Here is a 17,054-nt window from a genome sequence, read left to right on the forward strand (position 1 = left end):
GTTTTACGTCTATCGGACGGCATTATAGCGTTTTGCGTCCGTTATGCTTGGACGTTAAATTTCGTAATGTCCTTCTCACTCCTATAGCCAGCTAAACGCATGAAAGTTCGGGTATGCTCATCAATCTTTCGTCATATATTCGAGTAATTTCGTCAATGCGACAGAAACATGCTCGCTAATGGTCGCTTTATTCACGCCCATGACAGCCCTAGCCTCCTCTTGCGTCATATTATCGAAGAATACGAGGTCAAGCGCCTGTCGCTGCCTATCCGTCAATCCTGCGTTATCTAGCGCGTCGTATAGATCGTTGTAGTCATCAATCCTCGCAATCATCGGATCGTGCCGATCTATAACACGCTTAGATACTGAATACGGATTTGATCCACTGTCGTCACACCCTCCGGATAAGCGCCTTTTACCGAGGAACCGTAAATCTCCATATTGCAAATCACTGTGCGCCCGCTGTTTCTCCATTCGGCGCTCTAATTGCCTGTCGCTCAATATTGGATACTCGTCGTTCGTGACTTTATCCGCGTCCTTATTCGACATATATTCGTGAATCAACATAAGACCACACGTGTTTAATGTATCACTGTCGCGCAAGGGAATCGGAGGGTTCTTCCCCACTGCCTTAGCTGCATGGTAATCCGCTGCCTGCGCCAAAACATACCTATCGGACACGCGTTTCAGCATTTTTATGCGCCGACCCATCGGAAGTTCCCCGGCCCTAACAAGCGTATATGCCTTGCGTACATCCTCTTTAAATTGTTCGAGATAACTACGCTTCAATATGCATTCCTCCTTCCGCATCAATTGGAATTAAAACAGAATGCTCTACGTCGTCTAAAGAAATATAATCGTCATCCACTGATATACACGCAATTAAGTTACAGTCCTCGTCCTCTAGGTACTCTTCTACTAAATAAACGTGCTCCCCGCTAAGTGGTTTATCAAGATAAACTAAACGACCGATTTTAGCGGTAACGCGTGCCTTCTTATACCGCACTCCCTCGTGATAATACGTAAACTCCTCTAAAAATTCATACTGCATTGTTATCGCCTTCTTCTGGTTTATTTTATTGCGTCAAACTTACGTCAATTTATCGCTTGACTTTCTCAAACCCCCTCGGTATACTTGAGTTAACAGTTAAACAAAACGTTAACAAGGGAGCGGATTAACATGGCAGCTAACAAATACGACCTAAACGCTTTTACACCGCAGGAGTTACGTACGATCTACGTAGAAATGTACGCAGAAACATTCGAATGCACCGCGGAGCACGCCGAGGAAATGTTCCTTGCGGAATATAGCGCAGAACACGACTTCCACAATTACGCAAATGTAGAGTACGCAATCCAAGAAATGTTGCGATTCTGCGCATAAGGACGCCCTAACCGGCGTCTTTTTCTATTCCGCGACTTCCTCCGCGCATCCCTCGCAAACATCGCCATATTCCGGGCTGTAGTCGAACGCAACCCCATCCGGCAGCACCGCGGCACACTTATCGCATGTGACGATTGTTTCCGCAACCTCATGTCGTACCGCGTCTAAGAACTCATTGCCGCCTAAATGCGCCGGAAAGTCACCAACCGGGTCGAACGGCTCGTAGCGTCCTGCGTCAAATGCCGTCCACTCTACGCTAAAGTAATCAGCTGTTGCATCGTCGTACGGAAACAGGTGTATCGTGCTAAATTGCAAATGATCGTCGTTAGTATTCTGAACGAGCCACGCGCCCTTTGCGCCTTTTCGCGACAATACGTCAACTTGTACGACAGACGCGTTCATGCCGCGTATTGCGAGGTTAAACAAGAGGAACGGCAACGCGCGGTCGGACAGTTCTTCCGCTTGGTATAAGTACATAGACGGCAGGTAATCGAACGGTGTATGTCGAATTCTATCTGCGTGCCACTGACGTATAATAATGCCGCCGGTGCCCGCGCACGGTTCGTAATAGGTGTCGCCTACCTTGCGCCCGCCGCTGACAAGCTCGGACAGCAACGTAGCAACGCTATTCGGCGTGAAGTCCTGCTTCTTTTGCGCACGATCCGCGTGTTCATCCTGAAAATAGCGGTGGAACCAGTCGTAGTCTACGTTGTAACGGTGTAATTCGAGTGCTTTGCGGAATAGTTCTTCGCGTCGTTCTCTGTCGCGCAATATCGCCCACAACGCATCAGGCGCTTTGTAGCTGTCATCGATACCGAGTAGCGCATTCCATTCGCTTATTTCGAGGTAAATTCGTTCTTCCGTCAATTTATCGCCCCTTTTCGCTAATCGCGCGTTTAATTCCTTGTAAATGCGTACATACTTCGCTATAATTACGTCAAACTATCCAAAACGGAGGTAATATCGTGCCAAATAACGCACTAACCAACGTACTCACACCCGCAGCAATCGACGAAGCTCTCGCCGGCTTTACGTTCGTGCCGTCCGATGGCGTACCGTTTATCACGCTCGACAGCCAGCGCCGCTTCTACTTCAACGCGTCCTTGCGCAAAATGTTCGGCCTGCGCGCGTACAGCCGCGTAGCAATCGGCTATAACGCAGTTACGCGCTCAATCGCCATACTTACGAAGAACATGGACGCCGTGCCTGCGAATTTCAGCTACGTGCTGGACAAGCGTCACTATGCGTCTGCGCGCAAGTTCGTCAGCGATTTCAAAATCGACATCGATAAGGCGCCGTACACCTACGTATTTGATCGAGGCACGTCCGTTGATGGCGTGTACATTTTCCGACTGTCGAAGGACGCGCCGATTGACGGCGAGCTTATCGAATCCCACGGGCGTTAAGCTCGTATGAAACCTTGCGCTATCAATGCGTCGAATATCGCCTCTAATACGCTGACTACGATGCTATTGCCCGGCAGTTTATATAGCGCAGATTGCGGAATGTCCGTTGCGGCAACGCGGTCGTAGTCGTCGTCGGTGAAGCCTAACAATCGCCAACATTCCCGCGGAGTGATTTTGCGCAATATGTCGTCATAGTAAACGGCCACGTTCGGACTAGTCGTCAATGTAGGCACCATTCCACTTTGCACACGTCCGCGCCGCGTCTTGCTGTTCGGGCGTTCTACGTTGATACTGTCGCCGTCGTAAACTTCTTGGAAGCCGCGCTTGGTGTTCGCCTTGATGTATAGCTGGCCGTCAGCTTCGAAGAATAGCGACAGTTCGTTATCGGTTAGCGGAAAGGCCGCCGGGTCTACAGTGCGGTCGATATAATGCGCGAGCGGCTTCGTCAGTGGGCGCGGCTCCGGAAACTCGAATGCTGCGTCATCTAGCGTGCTGACCGTGAATATGCGCTCACGCGACTGTGCCATGCCGTAATCCTTTGCGTTGAGTATCTTAAACGTATTGCGGTAGCCTAGCCGCTCCATCGTCGTAAGGTAGTGATTGAAGTGATCGATATGGCGCTTGCTTACGAGGCCTGTGACGTTCTCCCAAATAACGACGCGCGGCCTCGGATTCAGCTCATGTTCGATAATTTCGAGTGTGCGCTCGTAAAGGATGGACCGGCCCGTACTGACGTCGTTAAGGCCGTTATTTGACCAGTCTTGGCAGGGACTTCCGTGTACGAGTAGGTCAACGTTCATATTCCAGTCGCGAATATCTTGCGGCTTGTAGCCGTTGTCGAAAATCTGATTGTACGCCGTTACCGCATATGGCAGTATTTCGACGTAATCGACGCTCTTTATGTTAATGCCGAGGTTTTCTAACGCTTTACGCGGTGCACCTATGCCGCCGCTATCCGAACAACTCTAGAACCTTTAAAGGTGAGTTATTCATTTGGCATCATCCCCTTTCAACTTCGCAACTAACGCATCAACATTCGCCTTTAACGCGTCCAAGTCGCCGACATTCGAAAGCTCCGCATCCACGTCAAAGCCCGCAACTTCTAACTCGGTCGGATGCGTCAAGTCTTCGTAGTCAAATACGTCGCCTACCGCCTGCGCCCGTACGATTCTTACGTCCATCGGCGTAGTAACGCGGACAATCGTAAAACCATTCGCGCGCGCCCACTCGATTTCATTCGCCTGCCGTGCGTCGGTTATGACGATGCCGCGCGTTGTTTTACTGTCTTCGAGCAGGCTAACCGTACGCGAAACGTGCTTTATCCATACGTCAGGATCGTAGTCGCGCATGACGTTCATAAACTGATACAACGCGCGCGGCTTCGGCTCTCGTGGCACATCAGGAAACGTCTTATGCGCAATTAACTTAAGCGCGTCGCCGAACGCTACGGGAAATTCGAAGTCATGGCGCAGATTCAAGTGGCGCGCGACCGTATCTTTACCGCTGCGCATCGGGCCAGTCAGACATATGCGTAGAATCTCACTCATAAGCGCGCCACCGCCTTATACAACTCGTTAATTTCATACGCCTGCTCCGCGTTCTGTCGCGTTAAATCCGCTCGATGCGCCTGCTCAACGACTAGGCACGCCTCTAGCTCGCTCACCCTGCGCGCAAGATTCGCGATAAGGTCGGTTACGGAAGGTGAATCTTCCTCGACATCGCGGACTAACTCGAAGAGAGGCAGTGTTTCCTCGCAGATATACGATGTCTCGCCTGCGTCGTCTTCGAAAAGCGCGTCACCTTCGTAATCAACTTCGTTAATAACGTATACATTACCGATTGACATATCTTCATGAAAATCTCCGCCCAAAAACCGCACATTGTCGCCAACCTTCGGCATTTGTTTTAACGCCATCTTAACGCCCCACTTTCGTGTTTTATTTGCCCCTTCGTATCATCCGTACCTCCACCGTCTGCCTACCGAACCCCAACGCCTCTGCCTTCGTTTCATGCGCAATGTCGATAATCGCGCCCTTTATTGCGCCGCCCGTGTCGCTGGCTACCGCTTCAAACGTAGTGCCATCCGCAAGGGTAACGCGCACGATCGAGCCAAGCGGTATCACCCGCGGGTCAGTCGCAATTACACGCCGGCCATCCTCGTATATCGACTTGCGCAGGTCGTGACCCGTCCGCGTAATGCCCGAACAGCCGGCGCAATATGCCGTATATGCCGTCGCCTGAAATGTTTGCGCCTGCCCTACGTAGCTACTGCCGCGTGATGCCGGCTGCTGCTTCGGCTTATTTGCGCTGGCTGTCCGTTCGGCTCTACGCTTCTTCTCCGCAATTAGCACCGCTCCCCTCTCCGCTAACTGTTGCGCTTCATACGCCCGCCTACGCTCGTCTAACGTTGCTATTTCGTCGCTGTCGTCGTAGACGGGCGGTTTGGGCTGCTCCGCGTCAGCCGCTTCCTCCGGCGGCTCTACGTCGTCAGTCTCCGCAGGTTCCGGGCGAACTGCCGCGTAGTAGAACGTCATGAATGCGAGCAGTCCTGCGACTATTGCCGCTTTAATGCACTTCATTGCGTGTCTCCGATCAATGCGTCGATACTTACCGGAAAATGTTCGCGCGCTAATTCGAGTGTTGCTTTTGCGTACGCTTGGATTTCGACCTGCGCGTCATCTGCGAGTCGTTGCGCGATAAAGTGTGCGACGGATTGTAGCGATGCAGTCCAGTAGTAGCGCACGTACATTCCGTAAGCTGGCAGGAACAAACGCGCTTGTTCTGCGCAAACTCCGCGTCTCATAGCCCGTTCGTACAGCCGAATACTTTCGTCAACGTGTTCGATTAGCGCCTCCAACATTTCGTAACCTGTTACGCGATCTACCGCTTCACCGCTACCTTGCTTCGAACTTTCCGGCGCACTTCGCCATTCGTCAATTTGCGGAATATAAAACGTCGGTTCTTCCGTAACATATCTACGCGAGCTTTCGTTCCACGCGTCCATATTATCGCCAGTAGCTTCCGCAATAGATGAACCTACAATATATTTCCAGTGTTGGCGCGCTATCATTAATGGCGCATATAATTCGAATTGTAGCGTTGCGTGTCGGAATGGTGACGTATGTCCCTCACGCGCAAGGAAGGCGATTAAACGCTGATCCCTGTCCGTGAGTTCGCCCGTTTTCTTGTCGTAAGAAACGCGTGCTGCGTTCGCTACCGTGCGGTCGTCGCCGAGAATGTCGTGTAAGATGACGTAGCCCTTGTCGAGTACGTCTATGCGTTGTGATTGCGTCAATTATTCGTCCTCCCATTCATGTAATGCGCCATTTCGACGCCGAACTTATTTCCTTCATGAACGTACGTAGCAACTCGCGAACCTGTGTGCTTATCCGCGCGTGCCATCGCCCATTTAGCGGATGCGTACGCTTGTATAAAACGGCCGTCAGCGTCATATACCGCAAATAGGTATGCGTGAGTTCGACTCATTCAATCGTCCCCTTTTCGAAGTTAAACGCTAGTTGTCCGCTACTGTCCGTCAAGTCGCTTTCCTTAACGAAAACTCCGTCGACCATCTTACCGCGTCTGTCCTTGATTTCGTCGTATGCAATGTCGATGCATTCCTCGATTGTAAAGCCGAGTTGTTGCGATAGAATCGTCATTACGACGTACATATCTCCGATTGCGTCCTTAGTTAAATCCGCATTTCCCTTCGCCAGCCCTTCGAACAGTTCGCCAAACTCTTCGCCGAGCTTTAGCGCTTGCTTAGTCGGGTCTGCCGTGTGTAAGTTGCGATCAATCGACCACTGGCGGATTAAGTCCGTCTTTGTATGTCTTACGTTGCCCGGCGCCCTTACCTCCGCGCTAGGCGGCTTAAAGAAGTCCTCTCGTTCGCGTAAATACGCCATTTATACGTCCTCCTTACGTTTTATTGCGGCTATAATGCCGTGTTCTGCGGAGAATACGTAGAATATCAACGCAATAACTAGTAACGTTATGTCGTCAATTATCGCCCATAAGACGACGTTTACCGCGGCTAGGAACGCCCATGCAAGCGCAAATATCCCGTGTGTTGTCGCCTTCATTCCTCCGCCTCCCCTAAATTAACCGTCATGTAAATCCGTTCCATCGGCGCGGGCACCGGAATACTAACGGTCTTGCCCGCGCATTCTTCGCAAACTGCTACGTGGTCGAGAAAGTCCTCAAAATCGCCGTATTTAGCGCCACATTCCGGGCAAGCGTACTCCGCTACGATCATTCCGCCACCTCCTGTATTGCGCCGTCATCATCGAAGTATAGTCCGTTGCGCGCCGCGATTTGCTCGATTTCTGCGTAGTCCGGATCGTTAGTTGCGTCGGTTAATAACGCAAGCAGGCGCATGAAGTCGCGCCGTATTCGTCTGTTGCGTATGGGCATTCCGTTATTCTTCGTCGTCATGTCCTATTTCCTCCGTTTCATCTTCGTAATATTGCGCGCTGTCCGTCACGAAGCCGATAGCCGGCGCAAGCTGCTGCGTTGGATGCGTATCGCCTAGCCCCGGATTGATTGCGACTTGTATATCGCAACTGCCCGCGCCGATAGTCGTAATGAAATCACGGACGTGTGGAGCGATGTCCGTCAGTTCCTCCGCGCGCTCAACGTTGATTCCGAATGTGTACGTTATTTCCGTAGTCATACGACATTACCTCGCAATTCCAACGCCTCAAATTCCGGCGGTACGTCATGGTTGCGTAATATCTTTTCGACAACTTCTACGACCGGATGGCGTTGCGTTTCCGTTAGGTTAATATGATCGAAGTATTGATGCGCCTCGGCGTCGTACAGTCCTTTCAGTAAGCAGTAGAGTCCGTTATTATTCGGATTGCGCAAACGCGGACTATCAATCTGCGAGAAGTTGCCGGTAAATACGAATTTAGCGTTATGTCCCGGTCGCGTAGCAATCGCCGCAATCGTATGAATGTCGACATTCTGCATTTCATCACCGAGGAAGAACGTGTGATTTAACGAACGACCGCGCACCGTCTGAATCGGGTCGAAGAATACCTTGCGCTTGTCCTCGTCGCCATCGAGGATATACCGGCGAATTACCGCCGACATATCGCTCATTACATCGAGGTTATCCATAAATGGCGCGATAAACGGATACGTCTTCTCGTCGATGTCGCCCGGCAATGCGCCGAGGTTTTCGCCAACTTGCGTCTGCATCCGCGTATATATCATCTTGCGGTAACGCTGTTCTTCGACGACGCGCTCCAAGCCGACTGCCTGCGCAATCAGTGTCTTACCGCATCCGCTAGGCCCCGTAACGAATGTGAAAGGCTTATCGTTAATTAGCGCCTGCATTAGCGCTTTCTGTGCGCCGTTCTTCGAAGTTATTCCGAAAAATGCCATTTGATCGCTCCCCTTTAACCTCATGCTCGCGGAGTTCCCGCAACGTCATTAAGACGTCGGGCTTGTCCGCGGCTAGTCGTTTAGCTTCGAGCATTGTGCGGTAACTCATCGGATAGGGCAAACGCCGCCTTCGCAGCCGTCCATTCCGTCGAGGTCGCTGTCCGCGCCTGTTTCGAATTGTTCGAGGATAGCCGGATCGAATGTGGCCATCTTTGCGGCGAGGTCTTCGTACTGCTCGCGCGTAATCGCTTCGTACGGCGCAAGCTCGTAAGAACCGCCGTCATGCGCGAGGAAACTAACGCCTACGAAATCGTCCCATCCTTCGTATACAATCCGTTGCGCTTCGCTCCACTCATCCGGTCGTACGTGAATCGTATTGGACGAATTATGTTCGGTATATTCGCGCTGGAATCGGAAGTACGTATCGAACTGCTCCGGCACTTTTACGTCGTCCTTCGTCTTGCTTGCGCCCGATGCGACAGGGAAGTCGATAACGAGCGTTCTTGCGTTTGCTAGGCGTTCCTCAACCGTTTCGCCCGGCGTGCCTACTTCCGCATGTACCGGCCAGCCTATCGACTGTACCGCTTTTGCGAGCGGGTCTGTCGCGTTGATCCGGATTCTGCGGATATAGTACGGCGAGTGCGACCAATGTAGGCCGGAACTTACGCCTCCTGCGACTTGCGAAATCGTGCCTTCCGGCTTGACCGTCGTAACGAGTAATGGCGCATTCACGCGTAGTTCTTTCGCATACTTGTCCGCTTCATTGCGCGCCACGTCGCCTAATAGCGCAAGCAAGTCCGCTTCTTCTTCCTCCGAATAGTCAATCATTGCAAACGCGTCCTTTACGCCAGTTAGCGAGGTGCCTAGCAGTCTATCGCGTTGCTGAACCGCGTCCCAATGTGGCAATTCTAGTTGCGCGAGTGTCATACGTAGTCCAGCACGAGCAGACACTCTCTGCGCTTCGAGTAACGCAAGTACATCGAGTACATACCGTTCGCCCACCATTCCGTGACACACACCATCTTCGCCCCACGAATAGTCCGTGATTGGCTTAACGAATTGCACTAAGTTGACCGTCGTTAGATTACACACGCCGTAACTGTCGAGAATGATCTCCACGCAGGGGTTTAGTCCCTCCGCGTTAGGTCGTCGCCTTTGCGCTTCTTCGAGGTTCACGAAGCCCGGCTCGCCTTCCGCCTGCATCAATTCGAAGATTAGCGCGAGCTGTTCTTCTGTTGGCTTTTTCGTAAAAGCAATTGAGTTATTAGACATGCGGCGATGATGCAACGGTCGGGCTTCCGCATTAAACGGCTCAATCGACGCAAGCATATTCGCAACATCGTTAAGACCTGCCGCTTCTACTGCTCCTACAACTTTTTCGTGCTGCTCGACGTTCCATATTCCGTTAATGCCGTACTTCGCGAACATCGACTCGTAATCGTCCGCGTCAAATAAGAAGATTTCCGCCGTCCTTCTTACCATTATGTTCAACGAGGTTCGCTACGCCTCGCCCGCGCCTTTACGCGCAGCTATACGTTTCCGCATAGATCAGACTATATCTTCTAAGTTCCCCGTTTCGAGCGCCAATCGCTTGCGCCCTACGCCTTGCGGCTAGTCGTTACAGGTTCAATCTAACGTGACAGTCGCTCCCTCGTATATGTCGTTCTTAGTTTTCTTTTTATAATGAAGTTTTCCGCCAATGCCTCGGATTCTAGTGAAAGCAATTCCGAACTTCAACTCGCACTGCTTCGCGGTTAATCTTTCTTCCGTTCCGTCGGTATAAGTGACGTTGTACATAACGCTATTATGATGCTGATCCCCTGTTTTCCCGAACATCGGGTTATCCTCACCAAATCGTTGCACTCCGTACATAGGATTGTCCTCTCCAAACTGACCGCCTTTACCCTTTCGACTTTCGGAAATTTTCTTCTTGGTTTCCCCTGAGTGTTTTCTTCCGTAGAAACCGTTATCTGCTCCGAAGAACTTCCTTTTAGCGAATAACGACTTTTCGCCTCTCGCAAGTCTTTTGTGTATCGGGTTAAGCTTACCAGTTGAAAAGCCAGTGCCTCCAAACGTGAAATTGCAATATGCTTGTCCGATAGACTTCATTTCTGCAATTCTTTCAATCTCCTTTTCGCAAGCAGCTTCGTTTGTAAGGCCATCATATACGATCCTAACGTCACATTTATATTTTCTGTAAACTGACATGAAATACTTACTTCTGTTATGAAGTTCGTACATTCGATTGCCAGTACCTTTACCGACGTAAAACACTTCATCATTTTCTTTCTTGTAATACTCATATACGTAGAACATATTATCGACCTCCATAATTTAATTATAGAGAGAACGACTTTAGATTGCTTCCCTCGGTATTGTCTTCGCCATTACGCGGTCAGAGTTTCACCGATAAAGAGGAATTTTTATTTAAGTCGGAGGCATAAGGTTTACCACCGACTACGACGTTGTAGCCGATCAAGTTGCCGATGTCGAGTATGTGAATCGGTCTGACGCGCTTATAGCCGTTGCCTGCGTCCTCTAGTGGCGCGAGCGAGGCATCCATTTCATTGCGCAATACCTTCGATATACCTTCGAACATTTCTAGTAATGGTTCGTGACCTGACGCTGTGCCTCCGAATGTATTAAGTCGCGCGCCTTGCGGTCGAATGTAATCGTAATAAATGCTGATTTCTTCGACGGCTTCGTACTGCTTATCCGTCAATAGGCGGAAGAACTCGCGCAATGAATCGACCCATCCTTCCTTCGAGTCGCCTACGTGAATGACTGCCTTTGTACCGTCGTTAATGATGTGTAGCGAAGTGTCAGCGATCTTTGTCGCAGGATAACGTTGCGTAAACGGCTCATGCGTTACTTTCACGTTTGCGCGAATTGGCGCCAAGTTTGCGGCGTACTCTTTCGTACATTTAAAACCAACGCCCGTGCCGACGAGTAGCAAGTAGAACAAGTCGCCGAGGTCGTCCCAACTTCGGATGGAAACGTAGGAACAGTTGAAATTTGCGAGCGGATACTTGTCGGCAACGCCGCCGTCAGCTCCGCCAATCCATAACGTCCGTCCGCTTACAAACTGGCGCAAATTGAACATGTTATCGAATAGCAGCTCGGCTTCTGCGCGCAAGGCGTCATAGTCCGCCGTGTAGCCGATTTTGTCCGTATGCTTCTGCGCAAGTCCTACGTTGTATTCCGTAGCACGCGCGACTGTCTCTTTCCACGTTTCGCGCCGTCCTTTTGCGGGCAGGAAGCGCGAATATGTCCGATAGTAAACGAACTGGCCGAGCGCGTTCATGTGCGCTGGAAAGTCCGGGTATTTCGATAAAAATTCGTTAGTTAGTAGTTTCGCCGTCACTTAATCGTCCCCTTTACGTTTGTCTTCCGCTTGCAAGTCTTGCATCGCGTCCTCAATTTCGATCAATTCGCGCTCTAGACGTCCAAGCGCTATTTTTGCGTGGCTTATATCGAATAGTAATTCGCCGCGCCGCTCCGTTAAAAGCCGCAGCATTTCGAGCCTGCGCGCCTCCGTTAAAGCGGCCATATGCGTAGTCCCCAACGGATTAGCGCAAGGTGTGCGAAGAATCCTCCGACTACTAGCGCAAGCATGTATAGTGCGACGATCGAATAGCCGATAAACTCGCCAACCTTCGTTGTTAACTTCTTTTTAGGCGTTGTCATTCCGCAATCATTCCTTTCGATTTTAAATACGCAATGCCCACCGCAGTCGCATCCGAACAGTCATCCGTCGCAAATACGAAGTCGTCCGGCAATTTAAGCAGCGCCCTTACGCCCGCCTCGACTTCCGCCTTGTCTGCGCTGCCGTTGCCCGTTGCCGCCTTCTTGACCGCGCTTGGCGTAATTTCGTCCGCTGTTGCGATAGCATAGCCGTAACGTCCTAACGCCGCGTCCACTGCCGCCCATGCGCCGAATACGAGTTGCGTGGCGCGTTTACTACGACCCTTCGTGAAATGTTCGCGTGTTACGGCGTCGAATGGTCCGTATTCATGGACGACTTGGACCGTCTTCGCTTCGATGTATGCATATCTTTGCGAATCCGGCTGGCTTGCGTCAGTGGCCGCATGATCGACGTGCAATAGCGACAAGCGCGGACCGGCTTTGAGTTGACGCAATTCGAGGACTGCGTAGCCGGGCGATGCGCTAATGTCGAGCGCGAGTATGCGTAGGCTCTTTTTAGGACTCATATTGCGCGTCCGTGTCGTCGATGATTGCGCCAATGTCGCGTTTCGTAATCCAGTCGCCCTCGTCAGCTTCAAAGTCCGCTGTATACGCCCAACCACCCGCGCGCGGTTCTGTAAGCGTAAAAACCCGCGACTTGCGATAATATCCAGAAGCGCTCTCGCCATTTACGCGCATCCCTACGACAATCTCCGTCGGTTGCGGCGCATTATAGAACTCGGCCGGTACTTTTACACCATACAAACGTCCTGCTGCGATTGCCTTGCCGATGTCTGCGTTAAATACGTCGCCCGGCGCGCATTTTGCGAATGCTTTGTCGATTAGTTTACCGTTAGCCGATCCGTGCGCAAGCGCCGTAACGACGCCTTTATCCGCGTTTACATGGAACGTCAGTCGCGTCGTCAGCCATTCGAAAGTATAGTTGCCGTCTGAACCGTCGCCGTTATATGCGCGTTCTTCCAAGTCCGCCACGAATGCGCGCGCCTGCTTGATTACGTCTGCGCGGCGTTGATTTGGCGTTTTAATGATTGGCTCTTGCTTCGGTCTGTCCGCAAGCTGCGTTTCTAGCGCATTTACCTTCGCCTTTAACGTTTCGATCTCGGCTTCGGCGTCGGATAGGCGCGTGAGGACGTAGTTTTCGTTGTGCGTCGGCTCGGCTACGATGACTTCGTATTCATAGTCGAAAATACCGAGGTTGTTCTCCGTAACGAGTACAGCATCAATCGCCCCGCTATGGCCCATTCCCCTTCGTACTGTTAGTACGCTTCCGACATCGTAAAAACCTCTCGAAGTTAGCGGCTTCGTAATCAAAATCCGCTCGCCTACGCGTGCCTTGCGTTTTTCTGTACGGTATTGTTTCGTCACTATACCGTTCTCCTTTACGAGTTTGATTGCGTCAAATTCAGACGGCATAATTAGAAGACCGATTTCACGCGCTCCTCTATCAGTGCAATTTGCTCCTCCAACATACAGATTTCCGTCTCGGCTAACGTTTAGAACTTCGTAGATTTCGCCGTTCTCGAAATACTTACTGCCGAATAAAATCGCATTAACGTCCAAAACGCGCACCTTATCGCCAACTTTGAACTTCGCCATTATAACGTCCCCTTTCGCGTTTCAGTTATAAACTCGATAGCCGCCGCATAATCCCGCTTCTTACTCGCGCTCATATTCGAATGTTGCGCGCGGTGGTTCACTTCGATCAATTCCGCGAACTCATCGTCCGTTAAGTCGAGCGCACAGGCCGTCTTAAATCCGTTAAATGTCCAATCGTCGAGACTTAGCGGAGGTGGCGTTCCTTCCCTTACACATCGCGTCACATACGCAGGCTTGTCGAGCACTTGCGCAATGTCTTCGTCAGTAATGCGCAAGCAGAACGCTCGCAAGTCCGGCGTTTTGGCGTAATCTTCATCGGACATAAACCAGCCTTTCTTCGCGAGATTCAGGTACAGCACGACGTAGTAAGAACAGCCGAACATGCGCGCATAGGCCGTTGCTTGTTGTCGGTGGCTTGCGTCCGGCTCGCGCATTGAATAGTGCGACGTCTTGGCCGCCGTCGATGCCTTCGACTTGATTTCGAGGCCAACTCGGATCGCCTCGCCGTCGTCCGTAATGTACTCCATGATTCCGTCAGGCGCGCCACTTAGATAGAATGTTTCGCCGTTGTGCGTGACTTTGACGTTCGCTTTCGCAAACTCCTCGAAGCGCGGACGCCCTTGTTCGTCGCGCAAGAATCGGAAGCGCGGCGCATTACCCGTCAGGCGCTCGTAGTGCTTCTCGATGAATAGTAGTTCGCGCTGGATCATATCGCCCGTTAGCGTTCCCATTTTCGCTTGCCGCGCTTGGTGCGGTGGCCTGCGGAAGTTATCGCGCTTGGCGCCCTTCGCCTTCAAATACAGCTCGCGCGGGCAACTGCCGAGTGACGACGGCGAGAAGTACGGTTTTTGCGGCCAAACCTTCGGCGGGCTGACGTACCATGCGTGAATCTGCGAATCTAGCGCGTCATCGAAAACCTCGGGCAAGCTAAACCAATCGTCCAGTAGCGCGATCAAGTCGCCTTCTATTTGTGCGGATAAGCCCGTCATCAAACCGCCACCCAACGTGTAATAGTAACTTCCTTCTTTACGACTTCATCTACGCCGAAATCCGTATCTTCATCGTAATACCAATCCGTGAAAGGTGAGCCGCTTCGCATTACTGTTCCGCGATAGAATTTCGTACCGTCTGTAAAAATTAATTCCGCGGACTGCATCTTTCCATCTTGCTCGAAGTCCCCTTCTTCGACGGTTGTTAGCGTAACGCCGTCAACTTCAATTTCCTCTTCGAAAAATAGTTCAGTAACTTGCGCCTGTGTAATTTTGATCGTCATAATATCGCTCCCCTTTCGTTTATAGCGCAGGAACCGCTTTGCCTGCGAGGTAGTCACGCGCCGTAATGCTGTCCGACCAACGGCGCTGTATTTCGATGTCGGTCCCGTTCTCAACGCCCGGCAACAGGTATGAATGCGTCATAACACGATCGATTTCCGCAATGTCTTCCGCAGTGAGTGCGTCGTCTGTAATGAACGCCAGCTCGTCGTGTATTGGCGCAAACCATTCCCACCCCTTGCGTTTGAGTAGCGCATCGAGCGCAACCATCGTAACTTTCGTCTGTATCGCGGCCAGTCCTTGTATTCGCGCATTCGGCCCTTGTCGCATTGCCCGCCGTATCTCGCTATTAACTTCTCGCGCCTTCTTGTATTTCGGATCGTTCCATTTGCCGTAGGGTATGCGCTTTTCCTTCTGACGCGCCTCGGGCAGTCGCCGCTTACGGTCCTCGTCGCCAATCCATACGAAGCCTTCGCGTTTAGCAAACGCCTGCGTATCCTCGATAAACTGCGCAATCTTACGATACTTCGCGAAGAAGTCTAGCCGGAACTGTTCCGCCTTTTCTACGCTAATGCCGAGCGATTCCGATAAGCCGTACTTACTTGCGCCGTACATGGACGACAATAGTACGACCTTCATCATCTTCCGCTCGGGCGTATCGCTACCGTCCGGCATTTTGTAGCACTCTTCGTACGGCTTGCCGAAGAACTCGCTCGCCAGCGTCGCATAGGCGTCCACGCCCCGCGCAAAGGCGTCGAGCAGGACTTCTTCTTGCGAAACCGACGCAATAATCCGCACCTCTTGCGCCGAGAAGTCGGCATTGACGATAAACTTGCCCGGAGGAGCTACGAACATTTTGCGCGCTTCTCCGCTCTGATTCTGTATGTTAAAACTGCCGCTTCCGCCCGAACTGAAACGCCCTGTCTTTGCGCCGTTTTGGTGCAACCGCGTATGAATGCGTCCCGTGCGCTCGTTAATCAATGACGGAAGCGCGTCGTAGTAAGTCGATAGTAGTTTCGTAACTTCGCGATATTCGAGCAAGTCCGCAATGATCGGCCAGTCTTTTGCGAGCGGCTTTAGCGTCTTCTTTGCGTCCGTGTCCGCGATTGTCTTGCCGACGTGCGTCTCGATAGCCGTCTTTAGTTGCGCAGGACTATTAAGGTTTACGTCGTCGCCGAGCGCAGCCACAACGCGTTTATGCGCCGCTTCCGCCTGCTTGCGCAAGTCCTCCGCAATAATAGACGCATAATCTGTGTCGATGTCGTAGCCACGTAGCTCCATATCGGACACGATCTTTAATAGCGGCATTTCAACCGTTTCGAAGTAGCGCAGCATATTGCCGTGCTGTGCGAGGTGTTCGCGCTGGAACTCGTAAAGCCTGTACGTTATGTCGCCGTCCTTTGCCGCGTATGCAAGCGCAGTCGTCAAGTCAACTTCGTCAAAGCCGCGGTCGCCGAATAGCTGGCCGTATGTGTACGATTCATCTCGCAGATACTTCGTCGCAAGCACTTTCAGCGCCTTAGACGGCTCGTTTTCGTTCAATAGAATCATAGCTTCTTGCGAGTCCCACGCGAGGTTCTTCACGTCAATGCCGAAGTTATTGCGCAGCATTTGCAGGTCGAACTTCGCGTTGTGCGCAATGAAGCCGATGTCCGCGTTCTCGTATAACGGCTTTAGCGCGCTGGCTACGTAATCGCGGTCTAGTTGCGGTTTACTAGCGTCCTGATGGTCGGTCGGAATGTAGTAGTGCACGTCCGCGCTAGTTGCCGAAAGTACATGACCGACGATCTTGTCGCGATAAACGTCTACGCCCGTTGTCTCTACGTCAAATACGACTAGTGTTTCGCGCGACATCACGTCTATTGCATCTTGCAGCGCTGTCTTGTCCGTAATCAGAACGTAGTTGTCCGGCTTGTTCTCGACCATTTCCGCCAAGCGTTCGACACGCGTTTGTTCTTCGAGTACCGCATACAACCGCAATGCCTCCGCCTTGCTGAAACGTTTTGGTCGGCCAGTCTTCGTAGTTAAGTCCGCAGGGTCGCGTCCTAGCTTGCCTGCGTCCATTGCCGCGCGGACAGACGCAAGCCTAGCGCGGTCTAAATCGGATAACTTCGTCGCAAGTATGCGCGCCCACGCTTCGTCTAACGTTTCGGTATTCGCCCGCTTAGTGGCTGCTGCCTTTGCGACACTTGCGCTCGCCTCTGCTGTCGGGCTACGTAGGTTTAACGTCAACTTTACGTCTTTCATTTACGCATCGCCTCCGTCAATGAATATTCATTCGCTCATAGTACGCGATAACTTCCT

General features: G+C 51.7%; 25 protein-coding genes and 2 pseudogenes. 2 read left to right on the plus strand and 25 right to left on the minus strand.

All coding sequences use genetic code 11. The features are described 5' to 3' along the window. Positions 1-120: 120 nt before the first annotated feature. Together ACR65H_RS12230 and ACR65H_RS12235 are read right to left on the minus strand one after the other, a co-directional pair. A complete protein-coding gene (locus ACR65H_RS12230; protein ID WP_440500571.1) occupies positions 121-789 on the minus strand; it encodes a sigma factor-like helix-turn-helix DNA-binding protein in 669 nt (222 codons plus the stop codon). After that, positions 779-1,051, minus strand: a complete 273-nt coding sequence (locus ACR65H_RS12235; protein ID WP_440500572.1) for a hypothetical protein — start codon at positions 1,049-1,051, stop codon at positions 779-781. The genes ACR65H_RS12230 and ACR65H_RS12235 overlap by 11 nt, the downstream gene beginning before the upstream one ends. A 129-nt stretch (positions 1,052-1,180) precedes the next feature. On the opposite strand from ACR65H_RS12235, the gene ACR65H_RS12240 reads away from it, so the two are divergent. After that, on the plus strand, positions 1,181-1,384 hold the full coding sequence (locus tag ACR65H_RS12240; RefSeq protein ID WP_440500573.1) for a hypothetical protein: 204 nt from the start codon (positions 1,181-1,183) through the stop codon (positions 1,382-1,384). A gap of 24 nt (positions 1,385-1,408) precedes the next feature. Here the strand turns inward: ACR65H_RS12240 and ACR65H_RS12245 are convergent, their stop codons facing one another. Beyond that, positions 1,409-2,251, minus strand: coding sequence for an N-6 DNA methylase (locus ACR65H_RS12245; RefSeq protein WP_440500574.1), 843 nt, complete (start codon positions 2,249-2,251; stop codon positions 1,409-1,411). Between the two features lie 98 nt (positions 2,252-2,349). Between ACR65H_RS12245 and ACR65H_RS12250 the strand changes: the two genes are divergently transcribed. Beyond that, entirely contained in the window at positions 2,350-2,790 is a 441-nt protein-coding gene (locus tag ACR65H_RS12250) for a hypothetical protein (protein ID WP_440500575.1), read from the plus strand. On the opposite strand, the gene ACR65H_RS12255 is transcribed toward ACR65H_RS12250, so the two are convergent. From ACR65H_RS12255 to ACR65H_RS12360, 22 genes and pseudogenes are all read right to left on the minus strand, one after another. Next, a complete protein-coding gene (locus ACR65H_RS12255; RefSeq protein WP_440500703.1) occupies positions 2,787-3,734 on the minus strand; it encodes a DNA cytosine methyltransferase in 948 nt (315 codons plus the stop codon). The genes ACR65H_RS12250 and ACR65H_RS12255 overlap by 4 nt on opposite strands. Positions 3,735-3,779: 45 nt before the next feature. Next, entirely contained in the window at positions 3,780-4,337 is a 558-nt protein-coding gene (locus ACR65H_RS12260; protein WP_440500576.1) for an AAA family ATPase, read from the minus strand. After that, positions 4,334-4,705 (minus strand): hypothetical protein, encoded by a 372-nt coding sequence (locus ACR65H_RS12265; RefSeq protein WP_440500577.1) that lies wholly within the window; start codon positions 4,703-4,705, stop codon positions 4,334-4,336. Before ACR65H_RS12265 ends, ACR65H_RS12260 begins: the two co-directional genes overlap by 4 nt. Positions 4,706-4,727: 22 nt before the next feature. Continuing rightward, positions 4,728-5,369, minus strand: coding sequence for a 3D domain-containing protein (locus tag ACR65H_RS12270; protein ID WP_440500578.1), 642 nt, complete (start codon positions 5,367-5,369; stop codon positions 4,728-4,730). Further along, positions 5,366-6,085, minus strand: a complete 720-nt coding sequence (thyX, locus tag ACR65H_RS12275; protein ID WP_440500579.1) for an FAD-dependent thymidylate synthase — start codon at positions 6,083-6,085, stop codon at positions 5,366-5,368. Before thyX ends, ACR65H_RS12270 begins: the two co-directional genes overlap by 4 nt. Beyond that, a complete protein-coding gene (locus tag ACR65H_RS12280; RefSeq protein ID WP_440500580.1) occupies positions 6,082-6,276 on the minus strand; it encodes a hypothetical protein in 195 nt (64 codons plus the stop codon). Before ACR65H_RS12280 ends, thyX begins: the two co-directional genes overlap by 4 nt. After that, positions 6,273-6,695: a MazG-like family protein gene (locus tag ACR65H_RS12285; RefSeq protein WP_440500581.1), complete on the minus strand. Its 423-nt coding sequence runs from the start codon at positions 6,693-6,695 to the stop codon at positions 6,273-6,275. The genes ACR65H_RS12280 and ACR65H_RS12285 overlap by 4 nt, the downstream gene beginning before the upstream one ends. Continuing rightward, complete coding sequence (locus ACR65H_RS12290) at positions 6,696-6,872, minus strand: hypothetical protein (RefSeq protein WP_440500582.1); 177 nt, start codon at positions 6,870-6,872, stop codon at positions 6,696-6,698. Then, positions 6,869-7,045, minus strand: coding sequence for a hypothetical protein (locus ACR65H_RS12295; protein WP_440500583.1), 177 nt, complete (start codon positions 7,043-7,045; stop codon positions 6,869-6,871). The genes ACR65H_RS12290 and ACR65H_RS12295 overlap by 4 nt, the downstream gene beginning before the upstream one ends. Continuing rightward, on the minus strand, positions 7,042-7,224 hold the full coding sequence (locus tag ACR65H_RS12300) for a hypothetical protein (protein ID WP_440500585.1): 183 nt from the start codon (positions 7,222-7,224) through the stop codon (positions 7,042-7,044). Before ACR65H_RS12300 ends, ACR65H_RS12295 begins: the two co-directional genes overlap by 4 nt. Then, positions 7,208-7,462, minus strand: coding sequence for a hypothetical protein (locus tag ACR65H_RS12305; protein WP_440500586.1), 255 nt, complete (start codon positions 7,460-7,462; stop codon positions 7,208-7,210). The genes ACR65H_RS12300 and ACR65H_RS12305 overlap by 17 nt, the downstream gene beginning before the upstream one ends. Further along, positions 7,459-8,178 (minus strand): PhoH family protein, encoded by a 720-nt coding sequence (locus tag ACR65H_RS12310; RefSeq protein WP_440500587.1) that lies wholly within the window; start codon positions 8,176-8,178, stop codon positions 7,459-7,461. Before ACR65H_RS12310 ends, ACR65H_RS12305 begins: the two co-directional genes overlap by 4 nt. Positions 8,179-8,283: 105 nt before the next feature. Continuing rightward, positions 8,284-9,657 (minus strand): annotated as a pseudogene (locus tag ACR65H_RS12315) (ribonucleotide reductase barrel domain-containing protein); the annotation flags it as partial. Positions 9,658-9,804: 147 nt separating this feature from the next. Next, on the minus strand, positions 9,805-10,494 hold the full coding sequence (locus ACR65H_RS12320) for an NUMOD3 domain-containing DNA-binding protein (RefSeq protein ID WP_440500588.1): 690 nt from the start codon (positions 10,492-10,494) through the stop codon (positions 9,805-9,807). A 133-nt stretch (positions 10,495-10,627) separates the two neighbouring features. Beyond that, positions 10,628-11,482, minus strand: a pseudogene (locus ACR65H_RS12325) (glycyl radical enzyme family protein); the annotation flags it as partial. Positions 11,483-11,542: 60 nt separating this feature from the next. Then, positions 11,543-11,728 (minus strand): hypothetical protein, encoded by a 186-nt coding sequence (locus ACR65H_RS12330; RefSeq protein ID WP_440500590.1) that lies wholly within the window; start codon positions 11,726-11,728, stop codon positions 11,543-11,545. Then, a complete protein-coding gene (locus ACR65H_RS12335; RefSeq protein WP_440500592.1) occupies positions 11,716-11,865 on the minus strand; it encodes a hypothetical protein in 150 nt (49 codons plus the stop codon). Before ACR65H_RS12335 ends, ACR65H_RS12330 begins: the two co-directional genes overlap by 13 nt. Further along, positions 11,862-12,389: a crossover junction endodeoxyribonuclease RuvC gene (locus ACR65H_RS12340; protein WP_440500593.1), complete on the minus strand. Its 528-nt coding sequence runs from the start codon at positions 12,387-12,389 to the stop codon at positions 11,862-11,864. Before ACR65H_RS12340 ends, ACR65H_RS12335 begins: the two co-directional genes overlap by 4 nt. Next, positions 12,379-13,479, minus strand: a complete 1,101-nt coding sequence (locus tag ACR65H_RS12345) for a hypothetical protein (protein ID WP_440500594.1) — start codon at positions 13,477-13,479, stop codon at positions 12,379-12,381. The genes ACR65H_RS12340 and ACR65H_RS12345 overlap by 11 nt, the downstream gene beginning before the upstream one ends. Then, the gene (locus ACR65H_RS12350; RefSeq protein WP_440500595.1) at positions 13,479-14,468 is read right to left on the minus strand and encodes a hypothetical protein; all 990 of its coding nucleotides are present in this window, start codon (positions 14,466-14,468) and stop codon (positions 13,479-13,481) included. Before ACR65H_RS12350 ends, ACR65H_RS12345 begins: the two co-directional genes overlap by 1 nt. After that, positions 14,468-14,752: a hypothetical protein gene (locus tag ACR65H_RS12355; RefSeq protein ID WP_440500596.1), complete on the minus strand. Its 285-nt coding sequence runs from the start codon at positions 14,750-14,752 to the stop codon at positions 14,468-14,470. The genes ACR65H_RS12350 and ACR65H_RS12355 overlap by 1 nt, the downstream gene beginning before the upstream one ends. A 19-nt stretch (positions 14,753-14,771) precedes the next feature. Further along, a complete protein-coding gene (locus ACR65H_RS12360) occupies positions 14,772-16,997 on the minus strand; it encodes a DNA polymerase (RefSeq protein WP_440500598.1) in 2,226 nt (741 codons plus the stop codon). Positions 16,998-17,054: the final 57 nt, after the last annotated feature.

This window comes from Sporosarcina sp. SAFN-015, assembly GCF_059415085.1.